This is a genomic window from Streptococcus sanguinis SK49, from assembly GCF_000212815.1.
GTDB lineage: Bacteria > Bacillota > Bacilli > Lactobacillales > Streptococcaceae > Streptococcus > Streptococcus sanguinis_C.
The window spans coordinates 487,993-504,978 of the sequence record NZ_GL890986.1; the positions used below are offsets into that span (position 1 = coordinate 487,993).

General features: G+C 41.7%; 18 protein-coding genes, 1 tRNA gene and 1 pseudogene. 4 read left to right on the forward strand and 16 right to left on the reverse strand.

From position 1 onward, the window contains the following. Positions 1-10 precede the first annotated feature (10 nt). From HMPREF9380_RS00985 to HMPREF9380_RS00960, 9 genes and pseudogenes are all read right to left on the reverse strand, one after another. Complete coding sequence (locus HMPREF9380_RS00985) at positions 11-316, reverse strand: hypothetical protein (RefSeq protein ID WP_004193638.1); 306 nt, start codon at positions 314-316, stop codon at positions 11-13. 308 nt (positions 317-624) lie between these two features. Next, positions 625-906, reverse strand: coding sequence for a hypothetical protein (locus HMPREF9380_RS12085; protein ID WP_004193641.1), 282 nt, complete (start codon positions 904-906; stop codon positions 625-627). Then, entirely contained in the window at positions 903-1,598 is a 696-nt protein-coding gene (locus tag HMPREF9380_RS11225; RefSeq protein WP_004193644.1) for a replication initiator protein A, read from the reverse strand. Before HMPREF9380_RS11225 ends, HMPREF9380_RS12085 begins: the two co-directional genes overlap by 4 nt. 2 nt (positions 1,599-1,600) lie before the next feature. Further along, positions 1,601-1,780 (reverse strand): hypothetical protein, encoded by a 180-nt coding sequence (locus tag HMPREF9380_RS00980; protein WP_032907766.1) that lies wholly within the window; start codon positions 1,778-1,780, stop codon positions 1,601-1,603. Positions 1,781-2,094: 314 nt separating this feature from the next. After that, positions 2,095-2,486 (reverse strand): annotated as a pseudogene (locus HMPREF9380_RS0111160) (DUF1310 family protein). Positions 2,487-2,580: 94 nt separating this feature from the next. After that, positions 2,581-2,982 carry a DUF1310 family protein gene (locus HMPREF9380_RS00970; RefSeq protein WP_002907404.1) on the reverse strand — a complete coding sequence of 134 codons (402 nt, stop codon included), beginning with the start codon at positions 2,980-2,982 and terminating at the stop codon, positions 2,581-2,583. Positions 2,983-3,027: 45 nt separating this feature from the next. Continuing rightward, on the reverse strand, positions 3,028-3,420 hold the full coding sequence (locus tag HMPREF9380_RS00965; protein WP_002907405.1) for a DUF1310 family protein: 393 nt from the start codon (positions 3,418-3,420) through the stop codon (positions 3,028-3,030). Between the two features lie 71 nt (positions 3,421-3,491). After that, positions 3,492-3,626, reverse strand: a complete 135-nt coding sequence (locus tag HMPREF9380_RS12125; protein WP_002896703.1) for a hypothetical protein — start codon at positions 3,624-3,626, stop codon at positions 3,492-3,494. 250 nt (positions 3,627-3,876) lie between these two features. Continuing rightward, entirely contained in the window at positions 3,877-4,536 is a 660-nt protein-coding gene (locus tag HMPREF9380_RS00960) for a hypothetical protein (protein WP_004193657.1), read from the reverse strand. A 251-nt stretch (positions 4,537-4,787) separates the two neighbouring features. Between HMPREF9380_RS00960 and HMPREF9380_RS00955 the strand changes: the two genes are divergently transcribed. Next, positions 4,788-7,199, forward strand: a complete 2,412-nt coding sequence (locus HMPREF9380_RS00955; RefSeq protein ID WP_004193661.1) for a bifunctional 2',3'-cyclic-nucleotide 2'-phosphodiesterase/3'-nucleotidase — start codon at positions 4,788-4,790, stop codon at positions 7,197-7,199. Between the two features lie 43 nt (positions 7,200-7,242). Here HMPREF9380_RS00955 and HMPREF9380_RS00950 read toward each other — a convergent pair whose 3' ends face one another. The 5 genes from HMPREF9380_RS00950 to HMPREF9380_RS00930 all read right to left on the reverse strand — a co-directional run bounded on the left by HMPREF9380_RS00950 (position 7,243) and on the right by HMPREF9380_RS00930 (position 10,492). Beyond that, entirely contained in the window at positions 7,243-7,995 is a 753-nt protein-coding gene (locus HMPREF9380_RS00950) for a 16S rRNA (uracil(1498)-N(3))-methyltransferase (RefSeq protein ID WP_004193663.1), read from the reverse strand. Further along, positions 7,996-8,949 carry a 50S ribosomal protein L11 methyltransferase gene (gene prmA / locus HMPREF9380_RS00945; protein WP_032907848.1) on the reverse strand — a complete coding sequence of 318 codons (954 nt, stop codon included), beginning with the start codon at positions 8,947-8,949 and terminating at the stop codon, positions 7,996-7,998. It lies immediately after the preceding gene. A gap of 143 nt (positions 8,950-9,092) precedes the next feature. Beyond that, complete coding sequence (locus HMPREF9380_RS00940) at positions 9,093-9,563, reverse strand: GNAT family N-acetyltransferase (protein WP_004193668.1); 471 nt, start codon at positions 9,561-9,563, stop codon at positions 9,093-9,095. After that, positions 9,560-10,012: an NUDIX hydrolase gene (locus HMPREF9380_RS00935; protein ID WP_004193669.1), complete on the reverse strand. Its 453-nt coding sequence runs from the start codon at positions 10,010-10,012 to the stop codon at positions 9,560-9,562. The genes HMPREF9380_RS00940 and HMPREF9380_RS00935 overlap by 4 nt, the downstream gene beginning before the upstream one ends. 9 nt (positions 10,013-10,021) lie before the next feature. Continuing rightward, positions 10,022-10,492: a DUF3013 family protein gene (locus tag HMPREF9380_RS00930; protein ID WP_004193672.1), complete on the reverse strand. Its 471-nt coding sequence runs from the start codon at positions 10,490-10,492 to the stop codon at positions 10,022-10,024. Positions 10,493-10,579: 87 nt separating this feature from the next. Between HMPREF9380_RS00930 and HMPREF9380_RS00925 the strand changes: the two genes are divergently transcribed. Next, positions 10,580-11,848, forward strand: a complete 1,269-nt coding sequence (locus HMPREF9380_RS00925; RefSeq protein WP_004193674.1) for a replication-associated recombination protein A — start codon at positions 10,580-10,582, stop codon at positions 11,846-11,848. Positions 11,849-12,113: 265 nt separating this feature from the next. Further along, a tRNA-Lys gene (locus tag HMPREF9380_RS00920) sits at positions 12,114-12,186 on the forward strand. 140 nt (positions 12,187-12,326) lie between these two features. On the opposite strand, the gene HMPREF9380_RS00915 is transcribed toward HMPREF9380_RS00920, so the two are convergent. Both HMPREF9380_RS00915 and HMPREF9380_RS00910 read right to left on the reverse strand, forming a co-directional pair. Further along, positions 12,327-13,415, reverse strand: coding sequence for an AI-2E family transporter (locus HMPREF9380_RS00915; protein ID WP_004193676.1), 1,089 nt, complete (start codon positions 13,413-13,415; stop codon positions 12,327-12,329). A 9-nt stretch (positions 13,416-13,424) separates the two neighbouring features. Next, the gene (locus HMPREF9380_RS00910; RefSeq protein WP_032907771.1) at positions 13,425-14,714 is read right to left on the reverse strand and encodes a membrane protein; all 1,290 of its coding nucleotides are present in this window, start codon (positions 14,712-14,714) and stop codon (positions 13,425-13,427) included. 813 nt (positions 14,715-15,527) lie between these two features. On the opposite strand from HMPREF9380_RS00910, the gene HMPREF9380_RS00900 reads away from it, so the two are divergent. Beyond that, positions 15,528-16,673 carry a low temperature requirement protein A gene (locus HMPREF9380_RS00900; RefSeq protein WP_004193681.1) on the forward strand — a complete coding sequence of 382 codons (1,146 nt, stop codon included), beginning with the start codon at positions 15,528-15,530 and terminating at the stop codon, positions 16,671-16,673. The last annotated feature ends 313 nt before the right edge of the window (positions 16,674-16,986 follow it).

Genomic DNA, 16,986 nt, shown 5'->3' on the forward strand with positions numbered 1-16,986 from the left:
TCTCCTTGTATTATTTCTTATAGCCCTGCCCCGTCAACAGCAGGCAGGTTTTACGTTGTTGTTTCATTTTCCTTGCGACCAAAACTGGACCGTCTTTGATGGTCCGTATCTGACTGATCAATCGAGCAGTGTAGGGGATGATTAAATCCACTTCCTGGACTTGGCCAGCAATAATGCCTGACCGTCTTTGAGTCGCATATTTAGGACCCAGGATAATCTCTTCTCCTGAGTCAAGACGAGCAGTTGCTCTGCCATGTTTTCCCATCTTTTTGAGGTCAGAGATGGTCACTGACTTTATGTCGTTTTTTTCAGTCATGGTTAATCCCCCTTCTGAAAATTGCTGATTTACAGCTTGCCGAGGCAGTGCGTAACTGCCTTCCGTTTTTCTTACGCAGGGTTATTTTAGTCTAGTAAACCCTAAAACTCCTTTGCCTTACGGGACAAGTCAACCGTGGCTTTACGTCATGTGACCAACACTAGATATCCTTTTCTAGTTACTCGCCGCCCCTATTTCTCTTTTATGTCTAGGTCACGCTAATCAGGACAGCGGGGGTATTCAGTTGTCAAAGATCTGGTAGCAGTTTAACGACTTGCTGAGGTCAAAATATAGTAATCTTAAGCCAATTAGCCAGCTCCTCCATATTTCAGTTCAGCATTTCTATGAGCTACTATTTTAGCTTCCAGCCTACGCTCTTCCTTGAGGTTCTCCAGGCATTTCAGTAAATAAGCGAGGGGCTGTTCTGTATCAAAGGGCATGCGTTCGATAGTATCCAGGATCTCCTGACTGGTCATATATCCATCAGCCAGAAACTGACCAATCAGCATTTTCTGACGATGGGTTAGATTGTAAATCTCACGTCGGTCATAATCATAAGCAAATTTGTCATTGTAACTATCTGCGATCACCTGTAGCAATGAGTAGTATTCTGGCTGGATATATTTCCCCTCAGATTTTTTTTGAATAGATGGACTATCAGCCCCAGCCTTTCTAGAACTATCAATATTATTTTTATTCTCACTCTGTTTAATCTCACTAGATTTATTCTTACTTGAGTCGGATTTCCCGACTTCTTGAAGTCGATTTTTCCGACCTCTTGAAGTCGATTTTTCCGACTTCTTGAAGTCGATTTTTCCGACTTCTTGAAGTCGATTTTTCCGACTTCAGGCGATTTTACTGGAATTTCAGACTGTTTTGCCTGTTCAAAATCCATATTCAGAAGTTCTATACGAGTTTCAACGTTCTTAACGTAGATCCGGTTAGCCTTCTTCAAACCTTGCCGGACTTCATCAATAAGGTCGTACTCGATAAGCTTTTTTTTGAGTGACATAACTTTGTCACGTTTCCAGCCAAGATCCTCAACAAGCTCTTCAATGGGATAGTAGATAAAGACATCTTGATTATCATCAACAAAACGCATATCGCCTTTTCTGGCATTCTCAATCGAAGCCCCCATACGATCCCTAAGCAACATAAACATCATTTTGGCTTCTGATTTTAACTTGCTGTAATATTTTGAACCAATCATCACTTTAGGTAATTGATAAAAACTTTCACTGCCTAAACCTTGGGCTAGGGATATTCTTCCGTTATCAACCATTATTACAGCGCCTCCTCTCGAAGCATCACTCCGCCTGCAGTTGGAAACTTAATTAGGTTTGCAGCTTCTAGCTCCTTGAGAGAAGCTACTACTTTCGCTCGTGACCAACCAGTTAATTCCATACATTCCATAATTACCATATTTCTTGATTGTCTTTGTTTAGGAAGTCCTTTTTTATTCATAAGCAAATGCTCCTTTTCTTTGAACAACAAAAAACGAGGAAATGATTTCTCATTTCCTCGTCAATTTCTTATTCAATTTTTCACTTTCTCAAAACTCTAGACACTTACGACGGTTCATATAAAAACCCGCCTTAAACGGGCGGGAGTTATCCGGTATGAGGCTGGTAAAAACAAAGCCTTACTTATTATCCTGCAATTCCTGAATGCCACTTCTCTTTTGCTGGGCACTTTCTTTGACTTGTCACCGATTTTATAACTAGTATATTCTTGCCAAGCAATCTTATTCTTTTCTTCATCATTGTAAAACATCGAAATCACTCCTTAAGTAAATCTTGAAATTTCTTTGATTTTGACATTCCCACTGTACTAATTGGTTCGTCTTCCCCATATTTTTGAATGCCAAACTTACCTATAATATCTCGGTTTTTGTTAATCACAATATGAAACATGATTCCGCTCATAGGATTATGACGGATGGTCTTGTCATCTATTTTATAAGAGCGAATCTTCCCCTTATCCGTTAAAGCATGAGGGTCTAATTTTTTAATTTCTTTTCTATTAAATTCTTCACTTCCTCACTGTGAACAATCCTTGTCATCTCATTATGGAATTCTTGATTTTTGTGAGTCAAGTATATTCCTCCTCCCAGACAAAGAGCTAAAAATAAACTGACAACTGATAAGATAATTTTATGTTTTTGCTTCATGAGACACTCCTACGACTATTATAATTTAGTATGTGGTATAGGTTTTGCAATTCCAATTAGAGCAAGAGGTTTTCGCTACAACTAGAATACTGAATCACTTGTCGTCACTTTCCAACAACGCCCGCAAACCAGCTGATTCAGTCATACCATCCGTACGAATTTTCCCATTCTCACCATCCATCCGAAGACCAGTCTTCCCAACCATACTTATACTATCATTAATGATAATATGAAACATAATTCCTCCCATCGGATTATGCTTAATGGAGCTATCATCAATTTTATAAGAGCGAATCTTCCCTTTGTCTGTTAACGCATTAGGATCTTTTCTTTTTAAATCTTCTTCAATCAACTCCCTCACTTCCTCACTGTGAACAATCCTGAACATTTCATTTTGAAATTCTTGATTTTTATGAGCTAGGTAGAGACCTACTCCAATGCAAACAGCCACAAACAAGCTGATAACCGATAAGATAATTTTATGTTTTTTCTTCATGTATTCACCTCTAAAAAAAGAAATCTCCTTATGACTCTTTGGCCATTACTCCCCTAGCAACTTCTGAAGACCTTTTGACCTATCCATACCAACAGTTCGTATGTCCTCATTCTCTCCATATTTTCTAAGGCCTGTTGACCCAACAATATCAGGGTCATCATTAATGATAATATCAAACATAATTCCTCCCATTGGATTATGACGAATGCTTCTATCATCAATTTTATAGGATTGAATTTTCCCCTTATCCGTTAAAGCATGAGAATCTAATTTTTTAAATTTCTTTTCTATTAGATTCTTCACTTTCTTACTGTGGACAATTCTTGTCATCTCATTCTGAAATTCATGAGTTTTATGAGCTAGGTACAGGCCTACTCCCAGCAATATCAGTACACTTATGCCAATAAGTCCCATAATCCTATTTCTTCTCTTAGACATATAAACACTCCTCAATCTCTATCAGTTTCATTATATAGTATAAACCATTTTACCAAAAGCAAAAACCCGCCTTAAACGGGCGGGTTGTGGTGAAGAAAGTGATGAACTTCTTCCTTGATAAATTGACAATAAGCGTAGACAAGGTAGCAAGTAGATGCCACACCTAAAAGGGCAACAAACAACTCAAATAAGGCAGACATAGTCATGGCGAACCTCCTCTCCTTATCAGGCAAAGAATGCAGATACGCTTCTCAGCTTAGGCAGTCTGATTTTTTCCGTTTTATTTTCCTTTCCGACTTACCTAAGTGAGTTCATCACCATTATACCAAAATACGAAAGCGGATACAAGGCGATGAGGCAGTTGCTCTTAATAATGATTTTATCAAAGTAGATAACATGCTAAATTTGAAGCATCAAACGTAGGAATGTCACTGTTAACAAATTTTTTATCTCCTCTTAATTTGACACGGTTTCTCTAAATGAATAAGTATTATCATAGTTGACAGTTACTGAATAATAGTAATAATCGTCGTTTCGGTTTGAGCTTCCAAAACCTAAAGTTGCCTGCTCTCTTTCATTTTTGTGAAAATAATGATTGATAGTTTGATTTTGAACCGAATAATCAATATCGAAGGCCCCGTTGTTGCCATTATAACTTTTGGATTTCATAGATAAAGAAGATAGAAAAGACTGATTAATCGTTAACTTTTGAAATAAGAATCCATCAAAAGGCCATAATTCTTTCGCTTTCTCCTTATCAGAAAAGATAAATTTCCCATCTATATAATCCACCCTTATTGTTTCTTCTGGCTTTTCAGTAATATCATCAGAAGCCCGTGTCTTGGTTAACACTCCAGAAATTGTGTGATTGCTACTATCCCCTTGTAAAGACATTTCGATAAGATAAGTCCCACGTTTGATATACACTTGCTCTACTTTAAACCCATCCGGAAATTGCTTAAACAAATTAAATAGATTTTCAGTGGGATAGACGCGACTCACTTCAGCTACCTTATTCTCAATCCAATCTCGGCTGCCCCTCTTTTCTCCACATCCTATTAATCCTATCATGACTCCCCCTAAAAGTAATATTTTGAGAAAAATTCTCTTTTTCATGATATTCTCCTTGATTATTATGCTTAGCAAAGTAACTTATTTCAGTCACTCTATAGTGTACCATAAATTTTTGAAACTCTATTTTATTCTGCCTCTATCTAATCGTTCGCTTATCTGCTGATATCTTTATTCAGTATTTTCAAACCAATATTAGAAAGCATAAAAGCTCTATACTGGAAATTTCTTCTTGATGAGAGCGCTTTAATATAGTATAATATAAGTCTGAAATTCATTTTAACAAAGGAGATATTATGTCCAAATCATCCCTTCAAAAAACAGTTGTGCTTTTGAGCGCAGCGGCTCTTGCAGCAGCTGTAAATGCTGTCCAGGCTGATGAAAATGCTCCAGCAATCACTGCTAATCCTGCTCCAGTAGAAAGCAGTGCAGCTGAAGCAAAACCAACGACTGCTGCAAGTCCTACTGAAGCTACTGCGACACCAGAGAGCACAGATCCTAGCTCTGCTATTTCTCCAGAAAATGCCAGTGGGAACGCTGATGCTCTGATGGCTATGGCTCGCAATGTCGCAGCTACTGAGGATACAAAGCCCGTGGAGGGACAGACTGTCGATCTTCGTATCTTGGCAACGACCGACCTCCATACCAACTTGGTCAACTACGACTACTATCAGGACAAGCCGGTGGAGACCTTGGGACTGGCTAAAACAGCCGTGCTGATTGAGAAGGCCAAGAAAGAAAATCCTAACGTCCTCTTGGTCGACAATGGCGATACCATCCAAGGAACGCCGCTGGGAACCTATAAGGCAATTGTAGATCCTGTGGAGAAGGGCGAACAGCATCCTATGTACGCTGCTCTGCAGGCTCTGGGCTTTGAAGCTGGTACGCTAGGAAACCATGAGTTTAACTACGGTCTGGACTACCTGAATCGTGTGATTGAGACAGCTGGCATGCCTCTTGTCAATGCCAATGTGCTGGATCCAGCGACTGGTAAATTCATCTATCAGCCTTACAAAATCATCGAAAAGACCTTTACGGATACTCAGGGACACTTGACGACTGTCAAGATTGGTGTGACTGGGATTGTACCGCCGCAGATTCTCAACTGGGATAAGGCAAACCTAGAAGGAAAGGTGGTTGTTCGCGATTCTGTTGAGGCTATTCGAGACATTATTCCTGAGATGCGCAAGGCTGGTGCAGACATCACTTTGGTGCTTTCTCACTCTGGCATCGGAGATGACAAATATGAAAAAGGCGAGGAAAATGAAGGCTATCAAATCGCCAGCCTGCCAGGTGTGGATGCTGTCGTAACGGGCCACTCCCACGCAGAATTTCCAAGTGGAAATGGAACTGGCTTCTACGAAAAATACTCTGGCGTAGACGGTGTCAACGGTAAAATCAACGGCACTCCTGTAACCATGGCTGGAAAATACGGCGACCATCTGGGCGTCATTGACCTCAAGCTAAACTATACCGATGGCAAATGGAAAGTCACTGACAGCAAGGGCTCCATCCGCAAGGTAGATACCAAGTCTAATGTAGCAGATCAGCGCGTCATTGACATTGCCAAAGAATCCCACCAAGGAACTATTAACTATGTCCGCCAGCAAGTCGGCACTACAACTGCACCGATTACAAGCTACTTCTCTCTGGTCAAAGACGATCCATCCGTGCAAATCGTCAACAATGCCCAGCTTTGGTATGCTAAGCAAGAGCTGGCTGGCACGCCTGAAGCCAACCTTCCCATTCTGTCTGCAGCTGCTCCTTTCAAGGCAGGAACTCGTGGGGATGCAACGGCCTACACAGACATTCCAGCTGGTCCTATTGCCATCAAGAACGTAGCAGACCTCTATCTCTATGACAATGTCACTGCTATCCTCAAGGTCAACGGTGCTCAACTCAAAGAATGGTTGGAAATGTCAGCTGGACAATTCAATACCATTGATCCAAATAATAGCCAACCGCAAAATCTGGTCAATACTGACTACCGGACTTATAACTTTGATGTTATCGACGGTGTTACCTATGAGTTTGACATTACCCAGCCGAACAAATACGACCGCGAAGGCAAACTGGCCAATCCAACTGCCAGCCGGGTCCGTAACCTGAAATACCAAGGCAAAGAGATTGACCCCAATCAGGAATTTATCGTTGTGACCAACAACTACAGGTCCAACGGTAACTTCCCTGGTGTTCGAGAAGCCAGCCTCAACCGTCTGCTCAATCTGGAAAACCGCCAAGCCATCATCAACTATATCTTGGCTGTCAAAAATATCAATCCAAGTGCAGATCAGAACTGGCATTTCGCTGATACCATCAAGGGACTGGACCTGCGCTTCCTGACAGCTGATAAGGCCAAGAACTTGATTGGTACTGACGGAGACATCGTCTATCTAGCGGCATCTGCCCAAGAAGGATTCGGCGAATACAAATTCGTCTACGTCGCACCGAAAACTGAACCAGTGCCTATTGAGCAACCAAGCTCTCCGACTATCGCAGTCGAAGCAGCCAACCTTCAGCATAGCAGAGTAGACTTCCCTGTCTTGACTGCTGTTGACCCTAGCACAAACAAGCAAGCGTCCCACAGACAGGCAGGAGCAGAAAGCCTTCCAGCAACCGGAGAAAAAACGTCCTCGCTCGGACTCTTGGGACTTGTTATGACTGGACTTGCAGGAATCTTCGCCTTCAAAAAACGAGAAAGACAATAATGATTAAAAAATCAGCAACCAAAACGGCTGCTGATTTTGCTTTTTAAAGACTGTCCTTGCTCAATTCCGACAAAACACTGACTGCTGTCAAGGCATAAAGCGGAGCGGTTTCAGCCCGCAGGATACGTGGACCTAGACCAGCGGAGACTGCCCCTGCTTGGCCAAAGGCTACTATTTCCTCTGGCGATAAACCGCCCTCCGGTCCGAAGATAAAGAGAACTTTTGCGCCGGCTTCCAAGCCTGACAGAGCCCGGACTAGAGCTGCAGATTCTCCTGCTTTGGCCGATTCTTCATAGGCCACGATGATGCGGTCAAAGTCTGTCAAGGCTGCCAGAAAGTCTGCCTTTTTATCAAAGAACCGAATCTCAGGAATCAGATTGCGCTTGCTCTGCTCTGCTGCTCCCTGAGCAATTTTCTCTAGCTTTTCACTCTTTTTAGCCAGCTTTTTGCCATCCCACTTGGCCACCGACCAGTCCGCTGGGAAAGCCCAGATACCACTGGCTCCTAGCTCCGTTACCTTCTGGGTGATAAACTCTAACTTATCCCCCTTGGGAAAACCTGAAGCAATGGTCACTTGAACCGGCAGCTCGGTATTGTCTGCTAGCTCTTCCAAGATTTCCAAACTCTGCTGACTGGGGTCTAACACCCGAGCCAGCCGTTTCATGCCATCATCAAAAACCAGTGTGACTTGGTCACCCTCTTTGAGCCGCATGACTGAAAACATATGTTTGGCCGTATCCTTATCCGTAACCACCAGAGGGGACTGAGGATTTCCTTTTATAAAATACTGCTGCATCTAACCACCTATCACACCTGAAATGTCCTGCGTTTTCTTAAAGACACAGGCATTCCATTCGCCCTGAATCATATGCGTTTCCAGGAAAAATCCTGCCGCTTCCGCTGACTCGCGCACCATTTCCCACTTCTCAGAAATAATCCCACTCATAATCAGATAGCCCTCATCCTTGACCAGACGGTAGGCATCCTCTGTCAGATGGATGAGAATATCGGCCAAAATGTTGGCAACTATGACATCCGCCTCGGTTTCTACGCCTCGGAGAAGATCACCCGGCGCCACATGAATGTTCTCCATACCAGGGTTGAGCTCAATATTTTCCTGCGCCACGCGTACAGCCACCTCGTCCAGGTCATAGGCGTAGATGTCCTTAGCGCCCAAGAGAGAGCTGGCAATGGAGAGGACGCCGCTGCCTGTACCCACATCCAGCACCGTTTCTCCGCCTCGCAAGACCTGCTCCAGTGCAAAGAGGCTCATCTTGGTCGTCGGGTGAGTGCCTGTACCAAAGGCCATACCAGGATCCAGCTTGATAATCTTCTCACTAGCTGTCGCCTCATACTCCGTCCAGGACGGCACAATTGTCAAGTCATAGGTGATACGAGCCGGCTCAAAGTACTTCTTCCAGTTGTCCGCCCAGTCTTCCTCAGCCAGTTCCTGCCGAGTCAGCTGAATATCTCCCGTCTCCAAGCCGAAGTCATCCAGCTCAGCCAGACGCTCATTGGCCTGGGCCGCAACAGCCTCTATATCTACCGAATCCGGGTAGTAGCCGGTAATCTTGACCCGCTCGCTCTGCTCAACTTCTGGAAAAAGCTCACCATACTGGTCAACCTGCCCCAGATAATCTGCGCTGTCATCGATAGCCACACCCTGACTGCCCAGCTCAATCAGAATATTCGAGGCTGCTTCCTCCGCCTCACGCTTCACTTCAATCGTTAATTCCTGCCAAGTGTCCATCATCAAAATACCAAGCCCGTAAAACACAAAGCCAAAATAGGAAATTCTCTGACGACGTTTGCGTCTAAGAGAACTTTATCTTTTTCCCACAGTGTTTAGGGCGGGTTCAGTTTAGAAATTTAACTGAACAATCCTTTCTTTGTTTATTTCATTGTCTTCGTCATATAGACCATATCCATGCCATCTTTTTCGGGCTCAGTATGGGTCTGATGATAGCCATTTTTCTCATAAAAAGCCACCATGCCTTTATCCTGGAAAACCGTACACAAATCCCATTGCCTAATGGTGGAGAATGTCTCCTCTATCAGACCAAGCCCCTCGGAGCCATATCCTTTATTCTGGTGCTCTGGCAAAATCGCCACTGTCCCAATCCAGCCTGCTGTATGTTCGTCATTTGTATTCAATCGAATAAAGCCCAGAATCTTCTCGCCGTCTTTGACAAAATAATAAAAACTATTGGGCCGCTCAACCAGTTTCCAGCGAATCCGCTCACGCTCCTCCAGATAGGGGTCGTATTGATCCTGATATTTTTCATAAACAGCCTTAAAACTCGCTCGCTGAATGACAATAATGGTCTCTAAATCCTCAGCTCCTGCCCGCTCAATATAAATCATGATCGCACCTCCAAATAATCTATCAACCTGTCCTGCAGCTGCGGAATAACCTTTTTATCTGATAAGAACCGGCTCACATCCATCATCTGATAAGCCTGGCCCTCATCACCAAAGACGATACTGGCAAAATCTTCCTGAGTGATGGTTCCCACCATAAAAATAGAAGTTTCGTCTGGAACAAGCATTCCTTGATATTCCTTGGCCCAGACAATAGCCGTTTCTTCAAGCTTCAAACCAAGTTCTTCAAAAACCTCTCTTTGGACGCATTCAAAAGGCGTTTCCTCGCCCTCTCGGCCACCGCCTGGCAGCTCCCACATATTGGGCCAAGGAATGGTTGAAATATCGTCTCGCAAGATAGTCAGCAGCTTGTCATCACAGATCAAGACGATCTTGCAGCCAGAAAATCCCTGATGTTTGTGCAGCAAATCTAGTTCTTCTTCATCCGCCATAAGCGCCTCCTAATACCTCGGATAGGAATAAAAGTCAGTCTCAATCAAATCAGCTCTGCCATTTTCAAAAGCCTCAGCATTCCAAGCCATCTCAAACTCTGCCACCTCTGGATATGCTAAGAAGTCCATGAGTGCATCGAGACCAGACTCAGCAGTTTGGGTTAGGAAATCCACAAAATAAGCCAGAAACTCCCGTGACAGGCCCTTCTTAGGCTCATAGGGCAGGGCAGCCAGATAGTCCTCGGCCTCAAAACGAGACTTGGCCGGATTGTAGAAAAGCACGGCTTCCTCAAAGTAAATATCCTCAGCCGAAGCATTGCCCTCAGCATCAACCGTCTCAATCCCGCCTGGATTTTGCACCTCAAGAAGAAAGGCTACTTCCACTGCATGATTCTTCTTGTCCCAGTTTATCTCATAGTCAAAAGGAAAGCTCTTCCCCATTTCCTCGTCCAATATCTCCAAAAAACCGTACTTAGCCATGATTTCCTCTTTTCATTGTGATAAAATATTACTATCTACAATAGTAACACAAAAAGCCAAGAAAAACACTTGCAGAAAGGAAATCTTATGCCAGAAAACCTCGCCCTGCGCATGCGGCCGACCGACATCGATCAGATTATCGGCCAGCAACATCTGGTCGGATCTGGAAAAATCATCCGTCGCATGGTTGAAGCCAACCGCCTGTCCTCGATGATTCTTTACGGACCACCCGGCATCGGCAAAACCTCTATTGCCTCAGCTATTGCCGGCACAACCAAGTTCGCCTTTCGGACCTTTAACGCCACCGTAGATAGCAAGAAACGCCTGCAGGAAATTGCTGAAGAAGCTAAATTTTCCGGCGGACTGGTGCTCCTACTTGACGAGATTCACCGTTTGGACAAGACCAAGCAAGACTTTCTTCTACCGCTATTAGAAAGCGGTCTAGTCATCATGATTGGAGCGACGACGGAAAATCCTTTCTTTTCTGTCACCCCTGCCATCCGAAGCCGAGTTCAGATATTTGAGCTTGAGCCCCTCAGCAACGAAGACATCCGGACAGCCATTCAGCTAGCCCTGACAGATAAGGAACGAGGATTTGATTTCCCAGTGGAGCTAGACGATGAAGCTCTAGACTTCATTGCTATCTCTACCAATGGAGACCTGCGCTCTGCCTATAATTCACTGGACCTAGCCGTACTCTCTACCCCAGAAGATAGCAAGGGCATCCGCCACATCACGCTTGATGTGATGGAAAACAGCCTGCAAAAGAGCTACATCACCATGGATAAGGATGGAGACGGCCATTACGATGTCCTCTCTGCCCTGCAGAAGTCCATCCGTGGCTCCGATGTCAATGCCAGCCTCCACTACGCAGCTCGTCTCGTTGAGGCAGAAGACCTAACTAGCCTAGCTCGACGCCTGACCGTTATCGCTTACGAAGATATTGGCTTGGCAAATCCAGACGCTCAAGTTCATACTGTTACAGCTCTGGAGGCAGCTCAGCGGATTGGCTTCCCTGAAGCCCGTATCCTTATTGCTAATATCGTCATTGATTTGGCACTTTCTCCTAAGTCCAACTCAGCCTATGTGGCTATGGACAATGCCCTGGCCGACCTAAAAAAGAATGGAAATCTTCCCATCCCACGCCACTTACGAGACGGCCACTATGCTGGCAGCAAGGAATTGGGCAACGCACAGGACTATCTCTACCCTCACTCCTATCCTGGCAATTGGGTCAAGCAGGACTATCTGCCTGACAAGATAAAAGATGCCAATTACTTCACGCCTAATGAGAATGGCAAATACGAGCGAGCCCTTGGAATGACTAAGGATAAGATTGATGACTTAAAAAAATGATGACATCGTTTGCAAAAAATCACATTTTTCTCTTGAATTTTTCAAAATTTATGGTATCATAATTATAGAAACGCTGTGGTGTACGACTTCACACTTAAGTGTTGACCGACTATTTTTTGTATTATTAGGGAAACAAAAGACTTCTAACAGCATGCAAGCCGTGTCACGCGGAAGCAGCTTCAGTTAGAGCGAGTTGCCCACCTGCTTAATTGCGCGGGTTCAATACAAATCGTGAAGGTCCGGCACCAATACAGCTTTTTCTATTGCCTCCTTAGCTCAGCTGGCAGAGCAGCGGACTCTTAATCCGTGGGTCGCAGGTTCGATCCCTGCAGGGGGCACATCTAAATCAACAGAAATAAGCCTTGAAACCAAGGCTTTTTTTAACGTCTAATAGCTTTTTGTAGAAAAGTATTTAAAAATAAAAGAGAAGAGAATCTCTCACTCTCTTCTCAGTATATCTTATTAAATTTAGTTTTTCTTAATCTACCTGATTTTCCTTTGCAACGACAAATTCTTTAACCAGTCGATAGATAACAGCAAATACGGGGGTAAAGAATATCATTCCAAGTAGTCCGAAAAGATTCCCTCCAATACTAGCAGCCGCAAGCGTGAAAATAGCTGGCAAACCAATAGACTGACCTACAACTCTAGGATAAATAAGGTTTCCTTCAATCAGCTGTATAACTTGATATAGAAGAAGAGAAAGTAAGGCTTGAGTAGGACTCACTGTGAAGATAAAAATCGCTCCCACAACACAAGCAATCATAGGCCCTACATAAGGAATGAACGATAGCACTCCTGCAAAGATACCTGTCATTACTCCATAGGGTATCCCAAACACGCTGTAACCAACCGCTATCATAACTCCTATGATAACTGCTTCAATCAGCTGACTCATCAAAAATTGGTCATAAGTCTCTAGTGCTACTTGTCCAATGTAAGTCAACTTTATCACCACCTTCTCTGGAAGAAAAACTTTTAGAAGTCGACTCGTCATCGCTGCCAAATGTTCCTTACTGGATAAAAATAAAAAGGTGAAGACTATAATCAAAAAGGCATTCATCAAACTTGAAAAAATATTGCCGATATTACTAGTCAGACCTGATAAAAAACCTATCAAAGCTTGGCTAATAGAACTAGATTGTCCCTGTATGCCTGATACGATAGTTGACAACATGTCTTTGGTTACAAATTCCGAGCTGCCTAGCAATTTCCCAAGTTGAGTAAGGACTGTTGAAAGGACTGTTCCCAGCTGACTAATAGTCTGGGCTAGGGTTGGCAGCACCAAAACCAAAAGAGCAATCACGATTAAGATAAGAGCTAGGAAAACAAGTACCATGGCAATCGGACGACGCAACTCTGCCTTTACCTTCAATTTAACTAAGTACTGTTCAATTTTTTTCATAGGAACATTAAGCACAAAAGCAATAACAGCACCATAAATCAAGGTTGATATTACATCAAAGAGAGAGATTGCTCCTGATATAAAGCTCGATGCATTCAGAATTACAAGAGCAACCAGCCCTATAAAAAGTATTAACGGGGTGTATTTTTTTACTAAGTTCATAAATTCTCCTTAATAAACATGTTTAGATACGACTATACTATTTGGTTTTTCAAACTCTCGATTAAGGTAGGCTTGGTAAGTTCCTGGAGCGATAAATCCTTTGGGTGAGAGGATATCGGTGCCAGCCTGACCGACTATGGTATCAGCCAAGAGCACACAGTTTGTAGATAAGACAAAGTAGGATTTAAACTTAGATTTGATAAATTTATAAAGTTCCCCATCTGTCTCATGTCTGATTTTATAAGCGTAGGTGTAGTCTTCCTTACCATCACCTGTCATGATTTTATCTGCACTTGGCTCCCATGGAATCGTCAGTTGTTTCAATTCAGCCAACTTTTTCTGAACTGCTTTTTCCATTTCAGGCGTCAAATCTATCCCATAACCAAAAAGCGTTTTTTGACTCTCACGTTTACATAGGTCAATGTACTTGTCACGATCACAGAAATATAAGACACCATCTCCTACCATGCCAAATAAGGTCTCAGAAGACGGATCATAGTTGCCATAAGAAATAACACGGCCTTGATAGCAGATATCCACATGACCAATTGCCGAAAACAGAGAGGTCTCAGCTGTATGAACAAAAATTTCAAGCTCCGCTGTCTTACCAGACTTCACCATTCCAAGATGGATATCCTCTCTCTCATCAGCATTTTCCAGCATAAATTTGTTAATTTTTGCTAAAGTTCTTGCAGGGATGAGAGCGGCTAGGACAATAGGTAAGCTAATTCTAATGCGACGTTTGAGATGGTTTTTCCCAATTTCCCCTTCAAATAAGAAACCGTCACGGATATTGGACAGACCATAAAGGAAAAAATAAGCCCCTAAAACAAAGAGTTGAAAGACAGAATTTCCCGTAGAGGACAAAAGACTAGCTCCACCAAGAAAAACTAGTAGAATACCATCTAGTAAGAGACGAAAACGAGGTCGAATATTATTTTTACGGTAGAGAACATAGGTGACAAGATTAATCGTGGCCCTAAAAATCTGATAAACTCCAATCACAAGAGCCAGAACATAAATCGGTATATCAGTCGCAAGATTAGAACCTAGCAAATATCCCAGCACTAACAATTTAACCAGTGCAACTCCCAAGGTATCCGTTGACTGGCTTTTTTTGAAAACTCTTAATAGCAAATCTACGACCGTTGCTATCCAAGCTAAAAACAGAACCAGGCGAATAACTGTTACTGGCAACCAAGTCCCCGTGACCATCAAGATGAGACCTAGCAGAACAAACAAGAACCCCTGAGCAAGTAATTTCTTACCTGTCAGACCTAAAGATAGAATTTTCGCCATATAAAAACCTTTCAACAATAAAAATTAAACACTCCGATTAAACTGACTAGTAAATAGCCAACACTACAAACAGCCTGTGCCAGCAACATATGGTGACTAGAAATGACTGTAGTAATGTCACCATCTTGTCTTATGCACTTCTAAAATTTGTTATATTGATTAGAAACCAGAGCTTATAAAAACTAGCTAAACTCGAGAGATAGACACAATTGCGACGAAAAAATGTATAACCAATTCAACTTGTTAAGGTAAGAAAGCATTATTTCCAATCTATTAATTATTCATATATTACCTATTATGACACAATATTCCCTATAGTTCAACTTTTTACTTGTTTTTATATTACACGGACTAAAAAGTTTTCAACAGTTGATTGCATTTGTTTTAATAAGTTTTAACCTTTCTTGGTTAGATAAAAAAAGAACCATACAGTTTAGAATCTGTATGGTTTTTGCCCCACTTTTGCCCCATTTTTAAATCATGACATTGAAAATACCTAAAAGTACCTTCCGAAAATCACTTAAATTTCAACTTTTTAATTACTTTCAAGATGATATAGTCTCCCAAATCCATGGGGGCATCTACATACAACAGGAAAAGCCTTGGAATCAAGGCTTTTTTGTGTAGTCTTAGCACTAAAAAACGATAGAAAAAACACCCCTTCTGAACTGCACCCCAAAAGTTAGACAGAAAAAACCTAACTTTTGTGGCGCAGTTCATTCGCGTCACATGAAGTTATTTAAGCATCTCCCTTTTTTTTATTACCATTTTCTGTTATAATAAATTGTACTTCTAAAATAGAAAGGTCTTAAGATGACAACTCTTATTAAACATAAACGTGTAGAATTTTCAGAACTTTTTTATGACCTAGTTTTTGTTTTTGCAATTTCAAAAGTAACTACTTTAATTGACCATCTTCATAACGGTATTTTGACTTGGAATTCTTTCCTTGATTTTTTCATTGCTACTTTGTTTCTCATCGATTCCTGGATGATTCAAACCGATTATACCAATCGCTATGGAAAGAACTCTTTATTTAACATAGTAATCATGTTTATCAAAATGGGAATTTTACTCTTTATAGCCAATATGATTGGACCTGATTGGCAACAATATTTTCATTATCTCTGTTGGGCTATTGGTACATTAACCCTTACCTTATTTTTTCAATATTTGGTTGAATTTTTTAGAAAATCAACCGATGATGCTAATCGGGAAAGTATCAAAGGTTTTCTATGGATAACAGGTCTAGGAAGTTTAGGATTCTATCTAGCAGCTCTTCTTCCTATTTACCTTAGAGTCTATATCTTATTTGCTAGTATTCTGCTAACATTTATTATGCCAAGTATCTTGCTTAATAAAGATAAGCATTACCAGGTAAATCTCCCCCATTTAATCGAGCGTATCTCCCTTCTTGTCATTATTATGTTTGGAGAGATGATTACGGAGCTAGCTAACTTCTTTACAATCGAGAATTTCTCGATTTATTCGGTTCTTTATTTCATTATTATGATTTCTCTGTTCTTGTTTTATTTTGGTCAATTCGACCATGCTATTGATGAAAAATCTAATCAAAAGGGACTATTTCTAATTTACAGTCACTATCCTATTTTCATTGGACTTATTATGATGACTGTATCGATGAGTTTTCTTCAGAATCCTGAAGCTAATCGTCTCTTTGCAACCATCTTCTCTTATATCGGATTTGGCCTCTTCCAAGTTGCTGTCCTAGTAAATGGGCCCTGTAACAAACACTATCTTCGCTATTCGAAAAGTTACTACTGTGTCCAAGCGACACTCTATCTGGCTGCCTTGATTCTCTCTTTAATCTTTGCTTCTAATCCTATAATAGTAGTGAGTATTACAACCATTTTAGCTCTAGCTATAGCCATTCATTTTATTTATTTTTATATGACACAGAATAAAAAATATTCCAAATCTAACTGGGGGTTCTTTTAATGAGTTTATAACATAAAAAAGCTTTGGGAACCAAGGCTTTATATGATATCAATCACCGACCACGAAAATGTTTAGCTTACAGAACTGCTAGTGAAGCTCTAGAGGATGAGTTCGAGTAAATGTTGCACTTATTCTTGCAATTTATCATTTACTTGATGCACGAACTCGATATTTTTTTCGTTAATTTGTTTTTGCCCCACTTTTGCCCCATTTTTAAATCCTGACATTGAAAATACCTAAAAGTATTTCCCTAAAATCAGCTATATTTCAACATTTTTGTTTATTTTCAATATGAAAAGTTCTTACAAATTCA